The 20,536-nt window shown below is 39.0% G+C and carries 26 protein-coding genes and 1 pseudogene; 5 read left to right on the top strand and 22 right to left on the bottom strand.

Annotated features, from left to right (window positions below; all coding sequences use genetic code 11):
• Positions 1-104: 104 nt before the first annotated feature.
• The 3 genes from AB9K32_RS03355 to AB9K32_RS03365 all read right to left on the bottom strand — a co-directional run bounded on the left by AB9K32_RS03355 (position 105) and on the right by AB9K32_RS03365 (position 2,784).
• Positions 105-1,583 (bottom strand): serine hydrolase domain-containing protein, encoded by a 1,479-nt coding sequence (locus tag AB9K32_RS03355; protein WP_369884343.1) that lies wholly within the window; start codon positions 1,581-1,583, stop codon positions 105-107.
• A gap of 96 nt (positions 1,584-1,679) precedes the next feature.
• Positions 1,680-2,309, bottom strand: a complete 630-nt coding sequence (locus AB9K32_RS03360; protein WP_369884344.1) for an NAD(P)H-dependent oxidoreductase — start codon at positions 2,307-2,309, stop codon at positions 1,680-1,682.
• 25 nt (positions 2,310-2,334) lie between these two features.
• Positions 2,335-2,784 carry a DMT family transporter gene (locus AB9K32_RS03365; RefSeq protein WP_369884345.1) on the bottom strand — a complete coding sequence of 150 codons (450 nt, stop codon included), beginning with the start codon at positions 2,782-2,784 and terminating at the stop codon, positions 2,335-2,337.
• Positions 2,785-2,961: 177 nt separating this feature from the next.
• Here AB9K32_RS03365 and AB9K32_RS03370 point away from each other — a divergent pair, with 177 nt between their 5' ends.
• From AB9K32_RS03370 to AB9K32_RS03385, 4 genes and pseudogenes are all read left to right on the top strand, one after another.
• Positions 2,962-4,176, top strand: a complete 1,215-nt coding sequence (locus tag AB9K32_RS03370) for an alpha/beta fold hydrolase (RefSeq protein WP_338194503.1) — start codon at positions 2,962-2,964, stop codon at positions 4,174-4,176.
• A gap of 198 nt (positions 4,177-4,374) precedes the next feature.
• On the top strand, positions 4,375-5,856 hold the full coding sequence (locus tag AB9K32_RS03375) for a serine hydrolase (RefSeq protein WP_369884346.1): 1,482 nt from the start codon (positions 4,375-4,377) through the stop codon (positions 5,854-5,856).
• Between the two features lie 154 nt (positions 5,857-6,010).
• A complete protein-coding gene (locus AB9K32_RS03380) occupies positions 6,011-6,466 on the top strand; it encodes a GNAT family N-acetyltransferase (RefSeq protein WP_369884347.1) in 456 nt (151 codons plus the stop codon).
• A 41-nt stretch (positions 6,467-6,507) separates the two neighbouring features.
• Positions 6,508-6,672: pseudogene (locus tag AB9K32_RS03385) on the top strand (GNAT family N-acetyltransferase); the annotation flags it as partial.
• 7 nt (positions 6,673-6,679) lie between these two features.
• Here the strand turns inward: AB9K32_RS03385 and AB9K32_RS03390 are convergent.
• From AB9K32_RS03390 to AB9K32_RS03415, 6 genes are all read right to left on the bottom strand, one after another.
• Positions 6,680-6,991 carry an antibiotic biosynthesis monooxygenase gene (locus AB9K32_RS03390; RefSeq protein ID WP_369884348.1) on the bottom strand — a complete coding sequence of 104 codons (312 nt, stop codon included), beginning with the start codon at positions 6,989-6,991 and terminating at the stop codon, positions 6,680-6,682.
• Between the two features lie 25 nt (positions 6,992-7,016).
• The gene (locus AB9K32_RS03395; protein ID WP_293295616.1) at positions 7,017-7,418 is read right to left on the bottom strand and encodes a DoxX family protein; all 402 of its coding nucleotides are present in this window, start codon (positions 7,416-7,418) and stop codon (positions 7,017-7,019) included.
• An 18-nt stretch (positions 7,419-7,436) separates the two neighbouring features.
• The gene (locus AB9K32_RS03400; protein WP_252079491.1) at positions 7,437-8,060 is read right to left on the bottom strand and encodes a hypothetical protein; all 624 of its coding nucleotides are present in this window, start codon (positions 8,058-8,060) and stop codon (positions 7,437-7,439) included.
• Between the two features lie 148 nt (positions 8,061-8,208).
• Entirely contained in the window at positions 8,209-8,937 is a 729-nt protein-coding gene (locus AB9K32_RS03405) for a GNAT family N-acetyltransferase (RefSeq protein WP_369884349.1), read from the bottom strand.
• Between the two features lie 11 nt (positions 8,938-8,948).
• On the bottom strand, positions 8,949-9,572 hold the full coding sequence (locus AB9K32_RS03410; protein WP_369884350.1) for an NADPH-dependent FMN reductase: 624 nt from the start codon (positions 9,570-9,572) through the stop codon (positions 8,949-8,951).
• An 81-nt stretch (positions 9,573-9,653) separates the two neighbouring features.
• Complete coding sequence (locus AB9K32_RS03415; protein ID WP_338194519.1) at positions 9,654-10,229, bottom strand: Crp/Fnr family transcriptional regulator; 576 nt, start codon at positions 10,227-10,229, stop codon at positions 9,654-9,656.
• A gap of 173 nt (positions 10,230-10,402) precedes the next feature.
• Between AB9K32_RS03415 and AB9K32_RS03420 the strand changes: the two genes are divergently transcribed.
• Positions 10,403-11,125 (top strand): DUF4386 domain-containing protein, encoded by a 723-nt coding sequence (locus AB9K32_RS03420; RefSeq protein WP_369884351.1) that lies wholly within the window; start codon positions 10,403-10,405, stop codon positions 11,123-11,125.
• On the opposite strand, the gene AB9K32_RS03425 is transcribed toward AB9K32_RS03420, so the two are convergent.
• The 13 genes from AB9K32_RS03425 to AB9K32_RS03485 all read right to left on the bottom strand — a co-directional run bounded on the left by AB9K32_RS03425 (position 11,112) and on the right by AB9K32_RS03485 (position 20,524).
• Positions 11,112-11,687, bottom strand: coding sequence for a Crp/Fnr family transcriptional regulator (locus AB9K32_RS03425; RefSeq protein WP_369884352.1), 576 nt, complete (start codon positions 11,685-11,687; stop codon positions 11,112-11,114). The genes AB9K32_RS03420 and AB9K32_RS03425 overlap by 14 nt on opposite strands.
• 97 nt (positions 11,688-11,784) lie before the next feature.
• Positions 11,785-12,255, bottom strand: a complete 471-nt coding sequence (locus AB9K32_RS03430; protein ID WP_224837109.1) for a VOC family protein — start codon at positions 12,253-12,255, stop codon at positions 11,785-11,787.
• 224 nt (positions 12,256-12,479) lie between these two features.
• Positions 12,480-13,055 (bottom strand): uracil-DNA glycosylase family protein, encoded by a 576-nt coding sequence (locus AB9K32_RS03435; RefSeq protein ID WP_369884353.1) that lies wholly within the window; start codon positions 13,053-13,055, stop codon positions 12,480-12,482.
• Between the two features lie 81 nt (positions 13,056-13,136).
• Positions 13,137-13,610 carry a YHS domain-containing (seleno)protein gene (locus AB9K32_RS03440; protein ID WP_224837111.1) on the bottom strand — a complete coding sequence of 158 codons (474 nt, stop codon included), beginning with the start codon at positions 13,608-13,610 and terminating at the stop codon, positions 13,137-13,139.
• Between the two features lie 30 nt (positions 13,611-13,640).
• The gene (locus tag AB9K32_RS03445; RefSeq protein WP_224837112.1) at positions 13,641-13,991 is read right to left on the bottom strand and encodes a hypothetical protein; all 351 of its coding nucleotides are present in this window, start codon (positions 13,989-13,991) and stop codon (positions 13,641-13,643) included.
• A gap of 9 nt (positions 13,992-14,000) precedes the next feature.
• Positions 14,001-14,351, bottom strand: a complete 351-nt coding sequence (locus AB9K32_RS03450) for a hypothetical protein (RefSeq protein ID WP_224837113.1) — start codon at positions 14,349-14,351, stop codon at positions 14,001-14,003.
• Between the two features lie 77 nt (positions 14,352-14,428).
• A complete protein-coding gene (locus AB9K32_RS03455) occupies positions 14,429-15,496 on the bottom strand; it encodes an AraC family transcriptional regulator (RefSeq protein ID WP_224837114.1) in 1,068 nt (355 codons plus the stop codon).
• A gap of 209 nt (positions 15,497-15,705) precedes the next feature.
• Entirely contained in the window at positions 15,706-16,047 is a 342-nt protein-coding gene (locus tag AB9K32_RS03460) for a pyruvate kinase (protein ID WP_369884354.1), read from the bottom strand.
• A gap of 170 nt (positions 16,048-16,217) precedes the next feature.
• The gene (locus tag AB9K32_RS03465) at positions 16,218-17,471 is read right to left on the bottom strand and encodes a hypothetical protein (RefSeq protein ID WP_369884355.1); all 1,254 of its coding nucleotides are present in this window, start codon (positions 17,469-17,471) and stop codon (positions 16,218-16,220) included.
• Positions 17,472-17,475: 4 nt separating this feature from the next.
• Positions 17,476-18,609: a serine hydrolase domain-containing protein gene (locus tag AB9K32_RS03470; protein ID WP_369884356.1), complete on the bottom strand. Its 1,134-nt coding sequence runs from the start codon at positions 18,607-18,609 to the stop codon at positions 17,476-17,478.
• A 37-nt stretch (positions 18,610-18,646) separates the two neighbouring features.
• The gene (locus tag AB9K32_RS03475; protein WP_369884357.1) at positions 18,647-19,291 is read right to left on the bottom strand and encodes a hypothetical protein; all 645 of its coding nucleotides are present in this window, start codon (positions 19,289-19,291) and stop codon (positions 18,647-18,649) included.
• A 235-nt stretch (positions 19,292-19,526) separates the two neighbouring features.
• Positions 19,527-20,144 carry a CatB-related O-acetyltransferase gene (locus tag AB9K32_RS03480; protein WP_369884358.1) on the bottom strand — a complete coding sequence of 206 codons (618 nt, stop codon included), beginning with the start codon at positions 20,142-20,144 and terminating at the stop codon, positions 19,527-19,529.
• Positions 20,141-20,524: a hypothetical protein gene (locus AB9K32_RS03485; protein ID WP_252079504.1), complete on the bottom strand. Its 384-nt coding sequence runs from the start codon at positions 20,522-20,524 to the stop codon at positions 20,141-20,143. The genes AB9K32_RS03480 and AB9K32_RS03485 overlap by 4 nt, the downstream gene beginning before the upstream one ends.
• Positions 20,525-20,536: the final 12 nt, after the last annotated feature.

Genomic DNA, 20,536 nt, shown 5'->3' on the forward strand with positions numbered 1-20,536 from the left:
GCAAACATATAAAAAATTATTGTAAAACAATAATAAAATATTCTTTTGTATAATATTCTTGTTCCTTAAAGATAACTTTCAAGAGGTGATTTTACAGGACTATTTCATTTTTTGTAAATTAAAGATCCGGTGGATAGGGAGTCTTTACTGACCTGAAAAGTTCTTGATAATACCCCTAGATTGCTACTGTATCCACCCTCATCGTTTCGGAATATTTTACCCTTTAATACTCCCCATTTAAAAATGTAGTGGTCCTCTTCTCTGTAAATTTCAATGGTGGGCCAGTTTTGCTCATTGTGATACGTTCCTATGATGCTATCATTGGTTGAATTGGCTGAAAGCATTTGCGAGTCATCAGGATATTCCAAGTTATTTTCCCTCTTAAAACTATTATCGAAAGAGGTTTTTTCAATTTTTAAAATACTGTCAGCAGGCTGTTCATTGATTAGGTTGTAGGCATAATTTGCCATCAAATGAGGTAATAGGTAAGCTCTGTTATCGTTCGAAAAAGCAATCACCCCGACCTTTTTATCGGGCATAAAAGAGATGTGAAAGCTGATCCCGGCCAGTCCTCCAAATCGGGTCAAAATCCTATCATTCCCATATGCCGCAATATCCCAGCCCAAACTATAACCAGACCGCTGGTAGGTAAAGTACTTTTTGTCCTGGGTTGCGGTTGAGGTATGCAGTTCACCCCACGAACCTTTATGTAATAGCACACTATCCTGATTGATATTCGCGGCCAACCATTTGGATAGATCATTGATGGTGGAAACAATCCCTCCAGAGGCATGCATCGTGATATCTGATTTATAGAAACCTTTTTCAACAATTCCCTTTTCTTTGGTAACGGTTAATGAAGGACGAATGTTTTCGAAGTCAAAATCACTGACATTGGCACTTGTGTTTTCCATTTTTAAAGGAGAAAAGATGTGGTTCCCCATAAGGGTTTTCCATGTTTTTCCGGTCACTTTTTCTGCAACCATGCCAGCTAGGATGGGTCCTACGTTGGAATACCGATACTTGCCTGAGGGATCAAATAGAAAATCAGTGTTTAGATCATGTATCAGCTCTTTATTCCCATCCTTGTATCCCAAAAAGGCGGTTTTCCATGTCATCGGCGTACTAAAGGTCCCATGGGTATGGTTTAAAAGATGGGTAAGGGTAATGTTCTTTGTATCGACACTATCTTTGAAATTTAAATCCGGGAGGTGGTCGTGCAACGACTTTTCCAAGGAGAGAACATTTTTCTCCTCCAAAATTTGTAGCAAAGTACCCGTAAACGATTTGGTGCTGGATGCAATATAAATAGGAGTATCGTTACCCAGAGAGCCCTCTTTGCCATTTAAAATTTCCCGATTCAATGCAAATGAATATGCCAAGCCGTTTTCGTCGACCACGGCGAAGATGAAATCCCCATACATTTCTTTTTCAAGATAAATGTCCTTTACCTTGTTTTGAAATTGCGTTGCAAAAACGGGGTGGTTTTCAGCAAAAATTTCAGAATTGGTGGGAGCGATAACCTTGTTGGTCCCACATCCGTTAGCTATTAATATTAAAGTTAGAATAAATAACAATCTCATGATGTTTTTGTTTTTTTTGATGCAAAGGTTGGACGAGTAAACTCCGGTCGAGGTTACTTAGATTATCTTTTGAGTGTTGTGCAGGTTGCAAATTGCTTAAACTTCCTCAAAAAGAATTTCCATGGGTTTTCTTACCTTTTTTCTGAACTGGGTGTGGTCTTCGGAAGAACGATATCCGACCGTTGCAATTACCGCTGCATTTAAACCTTGCTCCTCAAGACCCAGAATGGCATTGAACTTTTCAGGTTCAAACCCCTCAATAGGACAGGAATCAATTTTTAGTTCCGCACAGGCGGCCAATAGATTGGAAAGAGCCAAATAGGTTTGCTTTTGAGACCAGCTTTGCCATTCCACATCCGATTTACTCGATGTACTCTGCTTGATCAGATTACTGTACCCCTCAAGTTTCTCGATCGGGGTGTCCTGAATTTTAGAGGTAGCTCTAATGTAATCATCAATATGCTCGTTTTTTCTTTCGGTATAATTACAAAAAACAAAAATGTGGGAGGCGTCGGTAAGCTGATCTTGACCCCATGCGGCAGGCTTTAATTTTTCTTTAAGTTCCTTGTTGGAGACAATTAGAACTTTATACAGCTGAAGCCCGTAGGATGAAGCGGAAAGTTGCAAAGCCTCTTTCAGTTTTTGTAGCTCGTCCTTGCTTACCATTTTTGAAGCATCAAATTTTTTGGTGGCATAACGCCATTTTAGGTTTTCTACTAGATTCATTGTCTTGGATTTTTAATTGAATGTTTTAAACTTTATTGATTAATAAAATGCCGATCACCATTGTTATCAATCCAACCATTTTTTTTATGGCCATCGGTTCTTGGGGCAGTCCAAACCAGCCAAAATGCCCGGCGATTGCTGAAAAAATAAGTTGACCGAACAAACCAACGGAGATCATAGTGGATATGCCCAGCTTCGGGATTGTGTAGTAGTAGAGTCCTATCCCTATCACGCTAAAAAGAGCTCCAGTGAACCATAAATGTTTTGGAATACTCCATAGTTGAGAGGCGTTAGGAATGTTTTTGATACTAATCACCACTACGACCAGTGCAAAGAGTGTACTAAAAAAAAATGCCGTGAGCGAAGCCAACAACGGATTTTTTAATTGAACGCCCAATTGTGCATTTAATCCACCTTGCATGGCCAGAAACACTCCGCCTACAAAAGCCAATAAAATGTTGATATACTGATTCATGACTTTACTTTTTGATGAAGCAAAGCTATAGTTCAACAGCTCGGAATTTCTTAAGGTAGATTAAGAAACCAAACAACGCACAAATCTAGCTTTGGACCATACTTTAATTCGGATTGAAGAATGGTTTCTTAACCAAAGTCAATGCGGATGTGATGGTCACAAAATATTTTTGTGGGAATGGGAAAACAAGCATCAAATAGAGAGAATGTAATGATATTTTTAGAATCAAAATCCAATTATGGAAACAGGCCACGGTTTTTTGAGAAACTGATAGTAGGTCCAGATAGTGGATCCAAAAAGCTGAGTGCTGGCACCCAACTAGGAATCTACTTAACAGCTTTGTTGTTCGCAACATTTTCCTGTTTTGGAAATAATAGTTTCCAAAAAAAACCACCAGTATCGATTGATATGGTTATAAAAACAGAAAAAGTTGCCATTGGAGGAACCCTGGTGATCCCCTCTCATTTAAAAACAAGATCGCTTGTTATTATGAGTTCGGGCAGTGGCCCACAGGATAGGGATGAAACTTTGGAGGGATTTAAGATATTTAAGACCATTGCCGAGCATTTGGCAGCTAATGGAATTGCTTCTTTCCGATACGATGATAGGGGAGTTGGAGAGAGTACCGGGGATTTTGTAAATAGTACGCTCGATGACCACGCCAAGGATCTGGAAAGCATCATAGACTATTTTAAAGTGTCAAAATCCCATACGTTCAAAAGTTTTGCTCTATTAGGGCATAGTCAAGGTGGAATTGTAGCCTCTAAGGTCGCGGTTGCAAACACATCAGTTAAGAAAGTAATTTTAATGGGGGCTCCGGCAGTGCCATTGATCGATGTCGTGCTTTATCAAATTAGAGAGGAGCATAAACAATTGGGTATTTCACCCTCATTGATAGAGGAAGATGTTTCAGCTCACAATAGATTAATGCGAGCCATAAAGGACCAGAACAACATCGAAACAGCGCTCGAAGCGTTCCAAAATACAAGTCAGGCTATTTTATGGTTCCAAAATTCAGAAAAGGAATTGGATTTGAAGAAGATAGCGGAGCAAGTCAGGGTTACCGCAAAAGAATACCATATTATCTATGGTCTACCTTCTTTAACATCTTTTCTATATTACGACCCTTCCAAGGATTTTGAGCGACTCAATACTCCTGTTTTAAGTCTGTTTGGCGGGCTGGATTTTCAAGTGCCCATTCATCAAAATAAAGATAGAATGGAAAATGCTTTGCTGAGTGCAGGGACAAGTTATCAATTTAAAACCTTTGATAAGGCCAACCATTTCTTTCAAAAAGCCGAGACCGGCAATCGCGATGAATATTCAAAACTTGAAAAGAGATTTGTTGATGGATTTTTAGATGAAATTTCCAGTTGGCTGGTTGATGAATAGGCATTTCTGAATGATATTTTATAGGTTCCCCTACACTGATTTTTTTACACTGATCTAAATGGTATGTTACCAATACAAATATTTTTGAAAGGGTAAAGTTTGTAGCACGACCGAGAAGACATAATTTAACAGAATTAAAAAGTACACTGTTCTACCCACAGTTTACGATAAAAACCATTACAAACACAACGAGTTATCATGAGAAAATTCTATCTCCTTATTTTGATGGCCTTTAGCTTTTGCTCAGAGAGTTTTGGTCAAAAACTACCTACCAAAACCCAAGATTTGGTTCAGCGATTGGACAACTATTTATCGGCATCCGAGATCAATGGATATAATGGTGCGGTATTGGTTGTTAAGGGCAATGAAGTTATTCTGGATAAAGGCTATGGCTGGGCAAACACGGCGGATTCGATTTATAATACCAAAGAAACCGTTTTTGATATTTGTTCTGTTACCAAACAATTTACTGCAGCTGCCATCCTAAAATTGGAGGAAGAAGGAAGGCTTAAACTGGATAACCCTTTACACATCTATTTTAAAGACATGCCTTTGGACAAGGCAAATATCACAATTCACCAATTGTTGACACATACCGCAGGTTTTTCCCATGGCATCGGCGAAGGGGATTTTGATCATATTCCAGAGGCAGAGTATTTTGATCGGTTGTTCTCCAGCGAACTTAGATTTGAACCCGGCGAAAAGTATAGTTATTCCAATTCCGGGTATAGCGTACTTGGTAAAATTATTGAAAGAGTATCTGGAAAATCCTACGAGACCTTTCTTCAGGAAAAATTATTTGCTCCTTCCGGAATGACACAGACCGGCTATATTTTGCCCAATTGGAACTTGAACCATGTAGCCAATGAGTATGTGTACAATGTAATTGATAAAGGAAATCATGTTGATCGATATCTAGCGGATGGAAAAATCGCATGGCCTTTAAAAGCCAATGGGGGAATCAACTCTACTTTGCAAGATATGTATAGATGGTATTTGGCATTGAGAGATCAAAAAGTGTTGCGTAAAGCCTCCATAGATCTATTGACCCGGCCTCATGTTCAGGAACAAGTGGGGCAGTCTACCTATTATGCGTATGGATGGGCCATTTTTGAATCGGATAGAAATACCAAAATAATTGGTCATAACGGATTCAATGGGGTGAGCTATTTTGAGTTTCTTTGGTTTCCAGAAGAAGATGCCCTTATTTTATTCGCCTCCAATTCGTCCACAAGAGAAACATCAAGAATGCCCATTGAGTTGGAAAGGATACTTTTTGATGAAGCATATGTTGCTGAACCTTATCCTCAAAATTTGGTAATGCAACTAGTTCACTTTGTAGAAGATTTTTCCGGTACCCACAAAGAACTGTCCGCTGCTATAAAGAAGAAATATAGCGCAGAATTGGATTCACCTTCGCACCTAAATCGATTAAGTGGTCTGTACTTGAGAGAACAAGAACAGGAAAAGGCCTTGGCAATTGCACGGTTGAACTGTGATTTATTTCCCAATGACGGAAATATTTGGGATACATTGGGAGAAGTTTACATGGCATCCAATAGAGATGAGGATGCTATAAAAAGTTATAGGAAGGCCCTGGAGCTTAAGCCAAAAGAGGATTGTTTCTATTGTGAAAACGCACTAGAACAAATCGAGAAATTAACGCAACGCAAAAAATAAAAATCTAATTAGCATGCCTCATTTTGTCCTCGACTGCTCCAATACGATGCTTGAGATGCAGTCACCAAAACTATGGCTTAACTATATTCAATGTAAAAGAAATTATACTATCTGTGTTTGGTGGAGCATAATTCTTCAACATAAAAATTAAGAAATGGAAGTAAAAATTACCAGTATAGATAAAACAGAATACAAGGAAATTGTAGATGTATGGGAAGCCTCTGTGAGAGCTACTCACCACTTCTTAAAAGAAGAGGACATAGCCTATTTCAAGCCTTTAATTTTAAATACCTATTTAGATGCTGTTGATTTAAAAGGCATTAGAGATGAAAATGGAAAAATAATGGGCTTTCTTGGAGTGGCCGATCAAAATTTGGAAATGCTATTCATCCATCCATCATATATAGGAAAAGGAATAGGAAAGACCTTGTTGGATTTTGGTATCAACCATTTAAATGTGACTAAAGTTGATGTTAATGAGCAGAATGAACATGCTGTTGGGTTTTATAAACATTGCCGATTTGTGGTAATTGGACGGTCAGAAGTGGATTCATTGGGAAAGCCTTACCCGATTTTGCATATGAAACTAGAAAATAATACCAATATATAACAATGGAAGAGGTGTATGCGGTAAAGTAATTTCGAAACAAAGGGGTAGGGCGCAAGCTCGTGGAACAGGCACGAGAACACGGTTTGGGTGAAAATTTGACTTTGATAGGATGGGAAATTGAAACCAACAACACTAAGGCCATTACTTTTTATAGAAGTTTGAGGGCAACAGTACAGACGAAAAGCATCGCGAAGTGGGAATTCTAGTATTTGATTAGGTACTTGGAAAAACAAGAAGATCATCCATCACTTCCATTTGATGTAGCACAGTCGCAGTTTCGCAACAATCATTCATATTTTGGATAATTTCAAGATCCGACTCGGAGAGTTTTTCCTTTGCTGACTTCCAGTGGTTCTTGCTTGGCCATTGGGCATATGCAATATAAACTCCCGCCTTGGTTTTATGGAGACGGGAGCCAAGCCCTTCCGCATGGGCCATAAATGCTTTGGTAATCGCCCGCCATAAGTTCTCAAAAGCAACTTCCTTGCCTTGGATAACTTTAAACCGATAGATTACTGCATACATATTGACTTTGTTTTATTGGCTATCATCAGTCCCAAGCATGGGAGGTCGAGATAGCATGTTTACCTGCGCCACTGAAATAAAAAGCGACTCCGGCAACAAGATAAATAAACAAAAGGTCTAATGTCCAACCGCCATACTGGTTTAATGTGAAAATATGTTGGATTTGGGCCATAAGTATGGCCAATAAACAATTAAAGGCTAATAGTAAACCCGCCAATCTACTTCTGTAGCCTAACACGAGCATTAGTGGTGCTACTATTTCCCCTATAAAAACCCCATAGACCAAAAAGGAGGGCAAATTATAGGCATCCAATAAACTGCCGATGAACCCGGTGCCGTTTGTAATTTTATCAATACCATAAATCAGCATGGTAAAGGGAATGGAAACCCTAAAAAGAAGGATAGCAACATTTTTGTTTCGTTTCATGATTCAATTTATTTTGATTTAAAAATTATACTTAAAGAATATTCCGAAATTGGTAAGTGTTCTTTTTGCGTTATTGAACTGGTCAAGGTTAACAGCAATCCCAGTGGTCAGTAGCTTTTTTTGGATACCGACCTTAACTTGTTGGAGGCCTCTTGTGTATCCATTCGAATTCAAATTTGCTGTTGCGAGCAGATTTAGATATCCTCGGTTACCTTTTCCTAACACGGGCATATAGCTCATTACCAGTGATTGCTCCAATGACACGCCTTTTTGATATGTTCCGCCCACGGTATAAATACCGAGAAAGTTTGGTGACCGATAAGTATAGGACATCGACAAAGTGCTAAATGCCCCAGGATTTTTTATGCCGATAGCCGCATTTGCACTCACATTTTTGAACATGGAATATGAAACGGTGTTTCTTATAAAAAAGAGATTGTTTTCATCGGTGTTGTATTCGGTATCGAACAGGGTTAAATTATCGACGGTCAATTTTTGGTTGAGTGTGTATTTGACCAAATGTTTATATGTGATAGATCGATTACCCAATACCACATCGGGATCAAAACGTAGTTCTTGTCCAAACCCAACGCCAATAACCAATACATTTAAAAAGATGAATAGAAGTTTGCCCTTGCCCATTGTTCTAAATTTTATTGGGACAAACCTACATGCAAACCAAAAGGGAATACTTAAGGTATATTAAGAAAGAAAATAGGGTCATAGAAAATGGGAAGGCGCCCCTTTGTTAAAATGGGACGCCTATAAAACCTATTCAGCAGACACTGTTTTATGGTCCGGTTAGCGAAAAGCTTTCCAAATTACCATACGTGGAAAAACCAAGTTTGTGATAAATACGCTCACCTGCCTCCGATGCCACAAGAAATACCGTATTGCTTTTTGACTTTATTGATTGATTTATGAGGAATCGGGTCATTTTTTTGCCCATGCCCAATCCCTGAAATTCTGCCCGGGTACCTATCATATGGATTCCTGAAATACCCTTTTTGTCCAAATAGACCATTCCGCAGCTTGGGAAGTCATCCTTACATCTCCCCAAAAAGAGCTGCATGTTTTCTTTGTTGATCAAGGATTGGACTATCGAGGTATCTACCAAATATCCGAACGATGCCGATGCTGTCCTCGCAAAAATACGTGCCTTCTTTCTTGAGTCCACGAGTGTAAATTCAGACTCGTCAATATCATCGTAATATAATTGCTCGGTGCTCATGGCCATGGCTTTTACCTTGGAGGTGGAGCAAAAATTATTGGATTCCAACAACTGTTTCGTGTTTTCGCACTCGGGTATTCCAATCGAATTGGGAATTTCACCTGTGCGAATCCTTCGCTGTACATCTTTAATATTTATTTGACCGACCTCAATGTTGTAAACTTTACTGGGCCATGAGTCGGGCTCTGGTTTTGTAAAGGCAAAGCCTCTTTCCTTGTTAAAAGAATCGGTATGTTTTCCAATCTGTTCCCACAGTTCAAATAAATGCGAAATGATTTGTTTGTTCATGATTTCTCTTATTATATAAATCCTTTGGACTTTAGATTATGCTTGATTTCATCCATAAATGAATCCATTTCTAATTGTGTTCTGAACCTGCCATTAGGTTGATTGTGGTAGTTCAGAAGATTATGGACCACAGCTTTTAGTTCCAGTTTGTCTTCCAGCCTAATCAGTTCATTGTTTTCTATATCGAATGTTTTGTGGAACGCACCTAAGGAAAATCGCCCCACCATTTTTCCACCCCAATTGGGCATCAATCTTTCTAAAATATTGAGGTGGGTACTACCGCCTAGTTTTCCGGGCGAGGCACTTAAAAGAAGAATGGGCTTATCGCCAAAAAACCGTTGATCTATGCGTGAAAGCCAATCAATATGGTTCTTTAAAAAAGTTGTAGGCAGGCCATTGTACTCTGGCGATGCGATGATAAATCCATCTGCCGAGGTGATAATTTGAAAAAGCTCCTTGACTTGGATGGGAAAGCCCTCTTTTTCGATATCCGGACTGTAAATAGGTAGGTCAAACGTTTCAAGATCAATATACTCAATATCATTTTCGGCAAATTCCTTTAGAATATAACCGATCAACTTTTTATGAATGGAGTTACGGCCATTACTGCCCGAGATCGCTATTATTTTTTTCATGCTGCACTAATGTGTATGGTCAGTGCAAACCTAAATAGAGGGGAAATTTTTAATCTTAAGGTGGATTAAGAAATGCTTTTGTTACCGTTTTTTTCGCAATGCACTTAAAAATTCCGGGGTAATTCCCAGATACGAGGCAACCATATATTGGGGTACGCGCTGCTCTATGCTTCTATACTTTGTGCGGAATTCCAAATAACGTTCTTCTGCTGTTTTGCTCATGGAATTAATAGTGCGATCTTGTAGGGCCACATAAGCATTTTCGAACTTCAATCTATAAAACCGCTCAATGGCAGGAACTTTGTTATATAGATCGTTTAACGTATCTCGATGAATTTGTAAAACCACGGAAGGCTCCAGGGCCTGTACAAATTGTTTGGCAGGGGTTCGGGTCAGATAACTATAGAGATCGTTCACCCACCAACCTTCTATGCCAAACTGTACGATGTGTTCTTTAGCCTCTTCATCCATGTGATAGGCCCTAAGGCAACCCTTTGCTATAAAACGCATATGCGAGGATACCTCCCCGGCAAAAAGCAAAACCTCCTTCTTTTTTAGCTGTACTTCGGAATAGCTATCGCATACGATGGATTCTTCCTCGGGCGTAAGCCTGATACTTTCCTTTAAATGCGATATTAGTTGGGCCTTGGAATCCAAAATTCAATTTAAACCTGAAATTACTAAAAGTTGAACAAAGGCTAATGATACATCCCTTTAATTGACAAAAAATGTATGCTAACCAATTTTTTGGCACAAAAAGTTCTTAACCAAAGTCAATGAATTTTGTTACATCGAAATTTAGCTTTGCCTGGCTTTAAACATGTTTTACAATGTGCTACAAACCATCGATAAAATTTTCGGGTATCAGTTATGTTCTGCTGTTCGTTGCTGGATTTTATGCTAACTTTTTTGTTTTGGAAAAACTGGTAGTTCCCTCAGATCCAGAAATTACCGTCAGCAATTTTGTTGAATTTCGTTCATTGTTCCGTCAAGGGATATTAGGTTTTGTTGTGATGCTGCTTTTTGATATCTCCTTGGTAGGCTCGTTGTATTTTGTAACACATCACGTCAACAAAAAAGTAACCATTTTCGCTTCTCTGTTGCGACTCTCCCATGCATTGGTTTTTACTGTCGCATTGATGGGTTTGTTCAGTATTTACCAAAATACACACCCATCCTTAATAATGGATGAAAAGCAATTGCAGGAGTTGGTAATTACGGCACTGGCCAATTTTAATGCAACTTGGAATATTGGATTGTTGCTCTTTGGAATGCACTTGTTGGTTTTGGGGTACCTCTGTTTAAAATCCCATAGGATTGCAAACGGCATTGGAGGAATACTGCTTTTAGCGGCTTCTGGATACCTATTGGATGGTTTGGCCAAACTCTTTCTGGAAAGCTACAAAAATTACAAGGAAACTTTTGAAATAATGGTACTTATCTGCGGTGTACTGGGTGAATTGACTTTTACGTTTTGGTTATTGTTCCAAGGGTTCTGGGGAGACCGGTTTAATAGAAAGTACAACTGGTCGGGTGGTACTACCGAGAACTGATGCGTTTTCGTATCCTGCTCAACGATTCAGGTTTTATGCCCAGGTAACTTGCCAAATGGTACTGTGGGATACGCTGTAAAAGGTCAGGCCTATTTTCCAATAGGTCTATGTATCGTTTTTCTGGGCTGGAAATCATGAACTGGGCCAATTTATCCTGGTACGTTCCAAGTTCCTCCTCCACAGAAACCCTACAAATGGATTCGAAGGCAGGTACATGTTTGAATAGTTTTTTCTCGCTTGTTCTTGATAAGATAGCCAATCTACAGTCTTCAATGCATTCCAGATAATGGTTGGAGGGAATTTTAAGATGATAGCTCTGCAAGGAAGAAATAGCATCTTGCTCAACATAGAATTCCGTGGTTTTTTCTTCACCATCTACCATATAATACTTCCGTACCAGCCCCTGTATGTTAAAATAGGACTCGTTGGAAACCTGACCTTCGCGCAATAAAATATGACCTTTCGAAAATTTATGGATAGGAATACATTGGGTCACGACCAAGGCTTCCTCATCGGTCAGGGTCAGAGCACTTTCCAACAATTGGACAATTTCACTTTTCAATACGATCTTTTAGATGTTTGACGCTGCTCTCAAGATAACAAATCCATGCACAAGTTCGTATTTAAACCTTGGTTTTACACTAAAAATGGTCCAAGCACTAATCTTTTGAAGTAATACGAAGGTAATAACCATCAGGGTCTATCAAACGGAAATCAGTGAGACCCCAATTTTGTTTTTTTAAGTCGGCATGTATCGGATACCCGTTGGATTTCACTTTCTGATACAACTCGCCAATGTCTTCGACCTCTATAACAATTTCCGTTCCATAACCTTTTTGGATGCTTTTTAGCTTGGGATCAAAATAATGGTCTGGGGAAAGTTTTAGTATGGGACCAATCCCCAACACTACACCACCTTTATTTACAACTTGATACGATGGGTCTGGTTTTTCTCCCGCCATGGTGAAGCCAAGAACATCTGTGTAAAAGTTAATGGATGCTTCCATATCGGATGTAAACAGTTCCAATCGAAGTGTCGTTTCTTGAGATGAGGAGCCATTGCTTTCCCTTTTACAAGAAACAATGGTCAATAAAAGTGTTATGATTAAAGTTGATATACGATTTATCATGATGGAAAATTATGGATGTGATTTAAAGATCTTATAAAAGCAAAGCGACTTCATCATCGCATACTTTTACAAAGAAAACCAAGTATTACCCTAATTTTCTTAAGCTACATTAATAAGGATGATTTTTGGTCTACTAGGTTTGCCCGGCCCTGTTTTGGATAGGATGTTGCTTCAATAGGAAGTAGGGTACATTGATCCTTTTGGTCGATTATAAAATGGGAAGCCTAGGGTGCGATCAATGCATTTACCCGTTTCTGCAATTCCGGTAGTACCTGTTTACCGAACCAAGGGTTTTTTTGCAACCAAAACCTATTTCGTGGAGATGGGTGGGGGAGTACAAAATATTTGGGCAAATAAATATTATAGTTGTTCACGGTCTCGGTCAGATTTTTTTTCATAGTATCTCCCAAGTAATGGTTTTGGGCATACTGGCCTATTAAAATAATGAGATCGAGGTTGGGCATTTGGTTCATTAATGGATTGTGCCATTTTGGAGCGCATTCGGGTCGCGGAGGCAGATCCCCGGATTTTCCCTTGCCTGGATAGCAAAACCCCATGGGAATCAATGCAAATAACTGTTTGTTGTAAAATTGTTGTTCTGTTACATTGAGCCACTCCCTCAGTTTTTTTCCGCTTGGGTCGTCCCAAGGTACACTTGTTTGGTGAACTTTGGCTCCCGGGGCTTGTCCAATAATAGCGATTTTGGATTTTGGATGGGCCGCAACAATAGGTCTTGGTCCCAATGCCAAATGTTTTTCGCAGAGGTTACAGTCTTGGATTTGATGTAAGAGCTGATCCATTTGGGCATAATTTACCATAAATTGGAAAAACACCCCAACAGAACGGCGTTGGAGTGTTTAACACAATTAATCAGAAAAAGACTAGTTATAAGTGCCTTTAAGTTTGCTCCAATTGGTATTTGCTTTTTTTACCAATCCGTTGTGGTTGTTTTCAGCAAGCCAAAGTTGTTGTGCATCCAATTCGATATTGTATAGGAACAGAAAGTATTTTCCATCTTTTACAATAAATTTGTTGGGATCGGGTCTAAATTTGGCGCCGGCATATACGCCAAACGCACAGTAACCTCCGTATTGGGGCAAATATTTGTTCGGATTTTTGTCGAACTTTTTCTTTTGTTCCATATCCGTAAAATAATACACGATCTTGTTATGTTCGGATTTGTATTCTTTAAGACCCCGTTGGGCAATGCCCAATTCCAAATAGGAGACCGGACTGTACCCTTGCAGGGCTATATTACTATTATCTATATTATTTGCCTTTTTGTCTTGGGCAAAGGTTGTATTTATGGTAACAACCGCTATCAATAAAATTGTAAGATTTTTTACTAGATTCATTTTTTATATGTTTAAAATTAACTGATTTGATTATTTGCTCGCACTTAAGGCGACTACTAAAAAAACTACTGTTGCATTGAACCAATAATAATTGGCATCGATTCCCGAGAAACTGAAAATAAAGGGTACCATCATAAAGGTTACGGCAACCAAAAGATCTATTGCCAAGTGTCCCTGAAAAGGAATCAGGCCCAATAGGCTTAGTTTATAGTCAGTGAGCATACTTGCAACTATTACGGCCAACCCGGTAATTACCGAAAACCAAACCGCTGTGTTGGATGAGTCACCGAGACCTAACAGAAAGGGAGCAACGATAAGTCCGATACCTGCGGAATAATCGGCCACTCCGTGTAGGGTCGGTGTTATAAACCTAAGTTTCATACGATGGTGTTAGGCGTTAAAATACTCTTCAAAGGTTACTAGACCTTCGTTGTTCCAATTACGTTTGATGATCTCGTGCCAAAGCACTTTACTGTCATCCTTCATTAAAAAATCGAAAGTGAACAACGACAGGGTAATATTACCATCTACATAAGTTCCATGATGTTCAATACCATTAACTTTGGCTATGGCATCCGCGAAAGCTCTCATTTTTTCCACCATCTGTGCTTTTCCGGTGGTAGTTACGTTGTTGTAGTCCGATGTATTTGCATTATCGGCAAAATACTTCTCAACAGCTTCTACAATTGCGCCTTGCGCAACAATACTGTCCATTTCTGTAGCTAGGGTTCTAATATCCATTTGCTATGTTTTTACTTATTTAACTTTTATTTGTTGTAATTACATGGCAAATATCCGGGAACCGTGGAGGGTGCTAGCTACAAAAAAAGAACGTTTTCTTGTACTTTTTGATGTTTGAACTCTGAAGGCGCCAAACCGGTATGATGTTTAAAAAAAGTAGAAAAGTGATTGGGTTCTTCAAATCCTAGGTGAAAGGAGATTTCTTTGATAGAGACCTCGTTAAAAAGAAGACTTTTTGAAGAGTTTACCAGTTCATCCCGGATGATCTGGCCCAATGATCGATTGGTTTTGTCTTTGGTTTTTTTACTTAAGGTTTTAATGGACATATTCATTTTATCCGCATAAAACATTAAGGAGCGCTCAGTTGTATGGAACTCCCGAACTAAACCTAATATGTCCTCGATAAAAGTATCTTTACGGTCGTAATCAAAATTATTTCTAAACTGTGTTGGGCTATATCCTGTACTTTTTTTGAAGATCCGGTTAAAATATGCTGGGTCTTTGAAACCCATATCGTAACACACCTCTTGTATATTTTTATCCGTAAAGACTACTTCTTTTTTACTTTCAACAAGCCTTTTACGATCAAGCATCATTTTTACCGTAATGCCCAACTTATTTTTTACCAAAATTGGAAAGTCACTTCCATTTTCATTGATCAATGCCTCTAAGTCCTTTTTTGCCAATTGGTTCATATACTCCTTGTCTATGATCTCTTTTACATCAAAAATTACCTGATACTCGCTCTTACTGGCATTAAAAGGATTTTGACAAAACCATTGCTGAAGTGAGACATCGATTATTTCCTTGGAGCTTCCCTGAAACAAGGTTTTGGTTAAACTGTTTTGGACATTAAAGTCTACGTTGAAATTAATATACCCTAAGGAAATAAGGTGTTTAAAAAGTACGCGGACATCTTTATTTCCATAGATCTCTTGTGTGGGGAACTCGAGTTTACGGACTAAAAAATCATCCGATAAAAACTTAATGTATTGTCCTTTTCCCAAAAAGATGGCCTTATCCTTCCATTCGTTATAATTTGCAAAGTCAACCTGAATGCTCCCTGTCCCGGAAATTAGGAGGAAAAGCGTATACTTATTGATAAAGTACACTTTGTCGATTTCTGGTCTAAATTCGTGTAACATTGTTAGGGTTAACTGTACAATCTTTGTCGAATACTTGTGGGTTAGCTAACAATACATTGGGACTGAACAGATGTCTTAACAAGTAAACGTGGCGCTCTTGAGTCTCCATTTTTATAGTATAATTTGATTTATTGTTGAATGGACTGCTCAAGAATTAGGTAACGTCAAAAATGTGTTGAAATATTACCTCGGTACTTCGATTCGCAAGCTTAGCCCTTAAAAAGATTATATATAGCCTGTTTTTCTTCCAAAGTGAATTTTTTGTCCTCGAACCAATCGTACACTTCTATTTTTTTGTTTTCTATTTGTGCTTGCCTAATGGCATTTATGGATACCAAATGCCAATGCACCCCGCGTTGACGATATACGGAATAACCGATATCTTCCATAATATAAGAGGGTTTAGGGTAGTTTACCAGGCGGGTCCCGTTTTTTAGTATGGCCAAAGTTTTGGTAAGTTCTACAACTACAGAAAAGGTATAGCGCTTAAAATCATCGAACCCATCTTGGGTCACATTGTATACTTTATCTCCGATTTCTAGTGGTCTCATAGGCTACTGGCCGCCAAAAATAAAAGCCTATTCATAGTATACCTAAGGAATGTTTGATTTGTTATCAACAGTGCTGAGTGGGGAAATATGTTCCTCTGAACTTTATATAATAGGGCCCTTGCATAGAATAGTTTTTTTTAAAGATAACCTAACTGGTGGGTATAAAATTTTTATTGCAAACCTGTTATTAGTTCCTTTAAAACTGTATCGGTCCCTTTAAGCAAATCGCTGCGTGTCTCGGTTATCAAACTATCTGGTTGTAGGGCCGTGTTTTCTTGATTGGATAAACGAAAAAGTCTTTTGGAATAGGTTATCGTTAATTTTGAATTGGGCAATGTAAAACTGTCCATATCTTGGTATCCACTAGGATTGGAACCGGTGGGCTGACCTACAACTTTTGTGTTCAACAGTTGTTTAAATAGCGCTGCATTACTGGTTCCTGCAGAAAAAGTTCTGTTACTTGTCAATACGTACACCCCTTTCTCCCAGTCTATGGAATCGGCAAGGTTCAGGGCATAGGCCAAAACCACGCCGACATATAGATCGCCGCCACCATTGTTGCGCATATCTATCACCACCTGTTTTATCTGATTCGCAGAAATATAGCCAACCAGCTCTTCCCCAAAGACCTGCATCTGTGCAAAGGTCGGGTAGCTTTCAAAATTAATATAGAGGGCCTTGGTACCTTTGATAGGTGCGTACCACAAATAGGGGAATTTGGGGTTGTTTGGTTTGGTTATTTCGGGCACTCCGCTGCTTACATGAACAAAATCCGTTGTTTTATGGTATGAAGCTTCATCTATGGCCTCCAATGTTATTTTTACTTCCTTATTATTTGGGTCAAGAAAAGTAAACACGGCTTTTTGCCCGTTTTGGGTAATGTGAAGCGCAAAGAGCAATTCGCTGATATTCATATAACTTCCTGTCCTGATGCTTTGTGAGTATTCGTTTTCCACAAACTGGGCCACTTCGGAAACCTTGGCCATAACTTCTTCAATCGGAACGCCATCAATGGCGGACAATCTTAGTTTCAACAAGTTTTCATATGATTTGTCCGCCTTTATTACATACCATCCCTGATCTATAAATTTGACCTCAAAAGGAAACCGATGTATGGGCACATTTCTTAACGATACAGCCGTATGGCCATCATTCACGAGTCTTGTTAACCGCATTAGTTCCAGAATGATTTGAAAATCGCCCAAATTATCGACACGGTCGTAAATAGTGTTCCACTCCTTGGTAAACTCCCCTTCGGTCACCGAATGAAAAAGATGGATGTGTCTTTCTTCCAACGAAGACCTGTATGTTTTAAGATCCTCTTGCCAATCTATTTTGTCAGCTGTTTGGGCAAACAGTATATTCACTACTGTAGAGATAATAAGAATCAAAAAATGGATCAATACTTTGTGTAGGGTCCCCATACGACTATTTATTTTCAATTAAGGTAAGTATTTCGAACACCAATTGCGGTGTGCTCCTTGAAGCTTCCAATTGGTTAAAGGTACCTGCAATATACGTATCCAGTTGAGGACAGTACCATAAAAAAGAGGCGGTACTGCCAGTATGACCTATAATTTCCAATTTTGTATCGGTATCAAAAAGGTTTTTGAAAGATACTTTTCGTATCCCAAAACCATATTCCATTCCCTTGGTTTCGCGCACCCAATGTTGCATGGCCAAACGGGTTTCTTTTTTTACGATTTTATCGTCTTGAAAGGCTCTTAGAAATTGGATAAGATCTTGGGTCGTGGACACCAGACCACCACCGCCCCAGTCGGCACTCAAACTTTGAATGGACGATAAAGCAATATCACCAGCATAAAATTTGGCCATGGGCAATGGGTTTTTTATGGGAGCTGATTTTAAATTGATATAAGAGGCATCCATTTCCAAAGGTTCAAAAATGAACTGTTGAAAGAACTGATCTAAAGTGGTGCCGCTTACGTTTTCAATGATCAGGGCCAAAAGAACATATTCCGTATCGGTGTAATGATAGCCTTGCCCGGGGACAAAATGGGGCACCATCTTTTCTTTGGCAAACTCGATCATTTCTTGAGGAGACCAAGATTTACTCGTATCGACCAATAATTGATTGATAACATTCGGACTTCCATCAACTGTGGTGCCTGTAAAATAATCCGGTAAACCTGAAGTGTGTTGCAATAAATGGGCAATTGTAATGTCTTTGGAGTATGCTTTACCTTCAAACACATGAAGGTTCTTCATCAATTGCTCCGGAAGGTACCGGTATATCTTGTCTTCAAAATCCAACTTCTTGCCATCCTTTAAAATACCAATGGCGGTGGCCGTTAGCATTTTAGTGATGCTGGCCGTATAAATGGGGTTGTCTATGGAGAAAGTGTCTTCTGAATCGTTATCACTATCGGCCAACTGAATGTCGATGCCTTTGGATTTGGAGTACACCTGCAAAAAGGCATTGTGTACATTCTCTCTTTCCAATTGGGCATAAAACAATGTTTCGATGTCCTTGTTTGTAGTTTGTTGGCCAAGGCAGGAAAATCCCATCAATAGTATTAAACCTGAAAGTATAGTTTTCATATTGCTAATTATAAAAATGGTTTGATCGTTCTTTAAATTAAAATTTTATCCCCACATACAGGTTGGGCTCAAAAAGGAAATAGGATTTCCATTTATTGTCCAATTGTTTAAATGCCTCTGGGGTGTTGGTGTCGAACATCCAGTTTTGGCAATGGATCTGAGGTTCTATAAATATGCGTTTCTTTTTGCCAAAAGCAATGTGATAACCAAGGTGATACGAGGTATAGAGTTTAAATCCGTTCGCTATTTTTTTGTCGTTCAAATCCAAATACGTTTTGTATTGGGGCAACACTTCCACGGAGGCGAACAATCCTTTCCAGAGCATACGTTGGTACGATATTCCTATACCTGTTTCCCTCAGATAACCTGGATAGAACTCAGTTTCAGAATCTATTTTGTCCAAAAGGCCATCCCACCATTGAATGCCCATGGGTTGAAACAACCTCCAAGTAGCGAATTTGACCCCAATGATGTTCTTTGAATCCAATTCACGCTTTACGTGAAGCTCAATATGCTGGGTGTTGGTTCTTTTTCCTCCTTCACCAATGTTGGCCAAGATAATTGCCGGAAAGCTGGCCCTGTATTTGAACCCCGGATCATTATTGTTGAATGATTCCGTGTTGTCCTGTGCAAAAACATTGAAAGTACAAAGTGTTAGGCAGATGATAACTAGTTTTTTCATTTTTGATAATTGTTTGACTGTTCGTTTTTTGATGTATGATTACTTAATTTGATGATGCAAAGAAATCCCTGAACGGAAGGCCAATCGTACTGAATTATGATTTCAAACCTTTTTTTGTTTGGGCCCTGGAGTGTCTACGTTTTTGTTGACACCAATAAAACTAGTATGGGAAAAGCATAAAAAAAGGCCCGACATTCGACATGTTGGGCCTTTTTGCAAACGAAAGCTTTATGGTTTAGAACAAGGTCTCCGGACCACTGGTGAGTTTATGTACATTTTGGGTGATTTTTTCAATATCCCAATCCCACCATTGCAGTTCCAATAGTTTTGAGATGATATCCTCGGAAAAACGCTTTTTTATTTCTTTCGCTGGATTTCCGCCAACTATAGTGTAGGGCTCCACATCTTTTGTTACTACCGTCTTCGTGGCAATAATGGCTCCATCACCAATTTTCACCCCTGGCATAAGGGTCGCACCGTGCCCTATCCATACATCATTGCCGATAACCGTGTCCCCTTTGGTCGGGTAACTTTTGTCTTTCATGGCATCTTGCCAAGCACCGCCGAAAATGGCAAAAGGGTACGCCGATGTCGCTTCTGTTAAATGATTGCCCCCGTTCATTATAAAAGTGGCGTCCGATGCGATCATACAAAACTTACCGATAATGAGCTTGTCCCCAACAAAATCAAAATGATATTTTACGTTTTTCTCAAAATTGCCTACATCTTCAAAATCATCGTAATAGGTATAATCACCAACTACTATGTTAGGGTTGTTGATGTAGTTTTTTAAAAAACATAGATTTTTGTAATTCGCCAATGGGTAAACCGTATTTGGGTCAGGAATTTTCATAAAGTTTCAATTTGTTTTGATGATTTGAACAATGCAAAGGCCAAGTACAGGGTGATAACGGCCTGGACTTTTTCAATATTGGTTTCTGCCATAAGGTTACCAAGGGTATTCAATATAAAAAACACCGAAAATACCAATAGTATCCTTTTTATTACCTTATCCGTAAAAATAGGTTTTATAATCTTGTTTTTCATAGCTAGGACTATCCCTAGAAATAGCATTGTTGCCAATGCAAATCCTTCCAATACGAAAAGTTTTTCAATGGAATCGATTTTACCGCCCCATACAATATGATGTGGTACTATTTGCATAACGATGGCTAAATGCATTGCGCAGTAACCCGATACAATAATTAATATCCCTTTTTCCCAAGTTTTCATGGCAGGTCCAGT

It is taken from the genome of Allomuricauda sp. XS_ASV26, assembly GCF_041224615.1.
GTDB lineage: Bacteria > Bacteroidota > Bacteroidia > Flavobacteriales > Flavobacteriaceae > Flagellimonas > Flagellimonas alginolytica.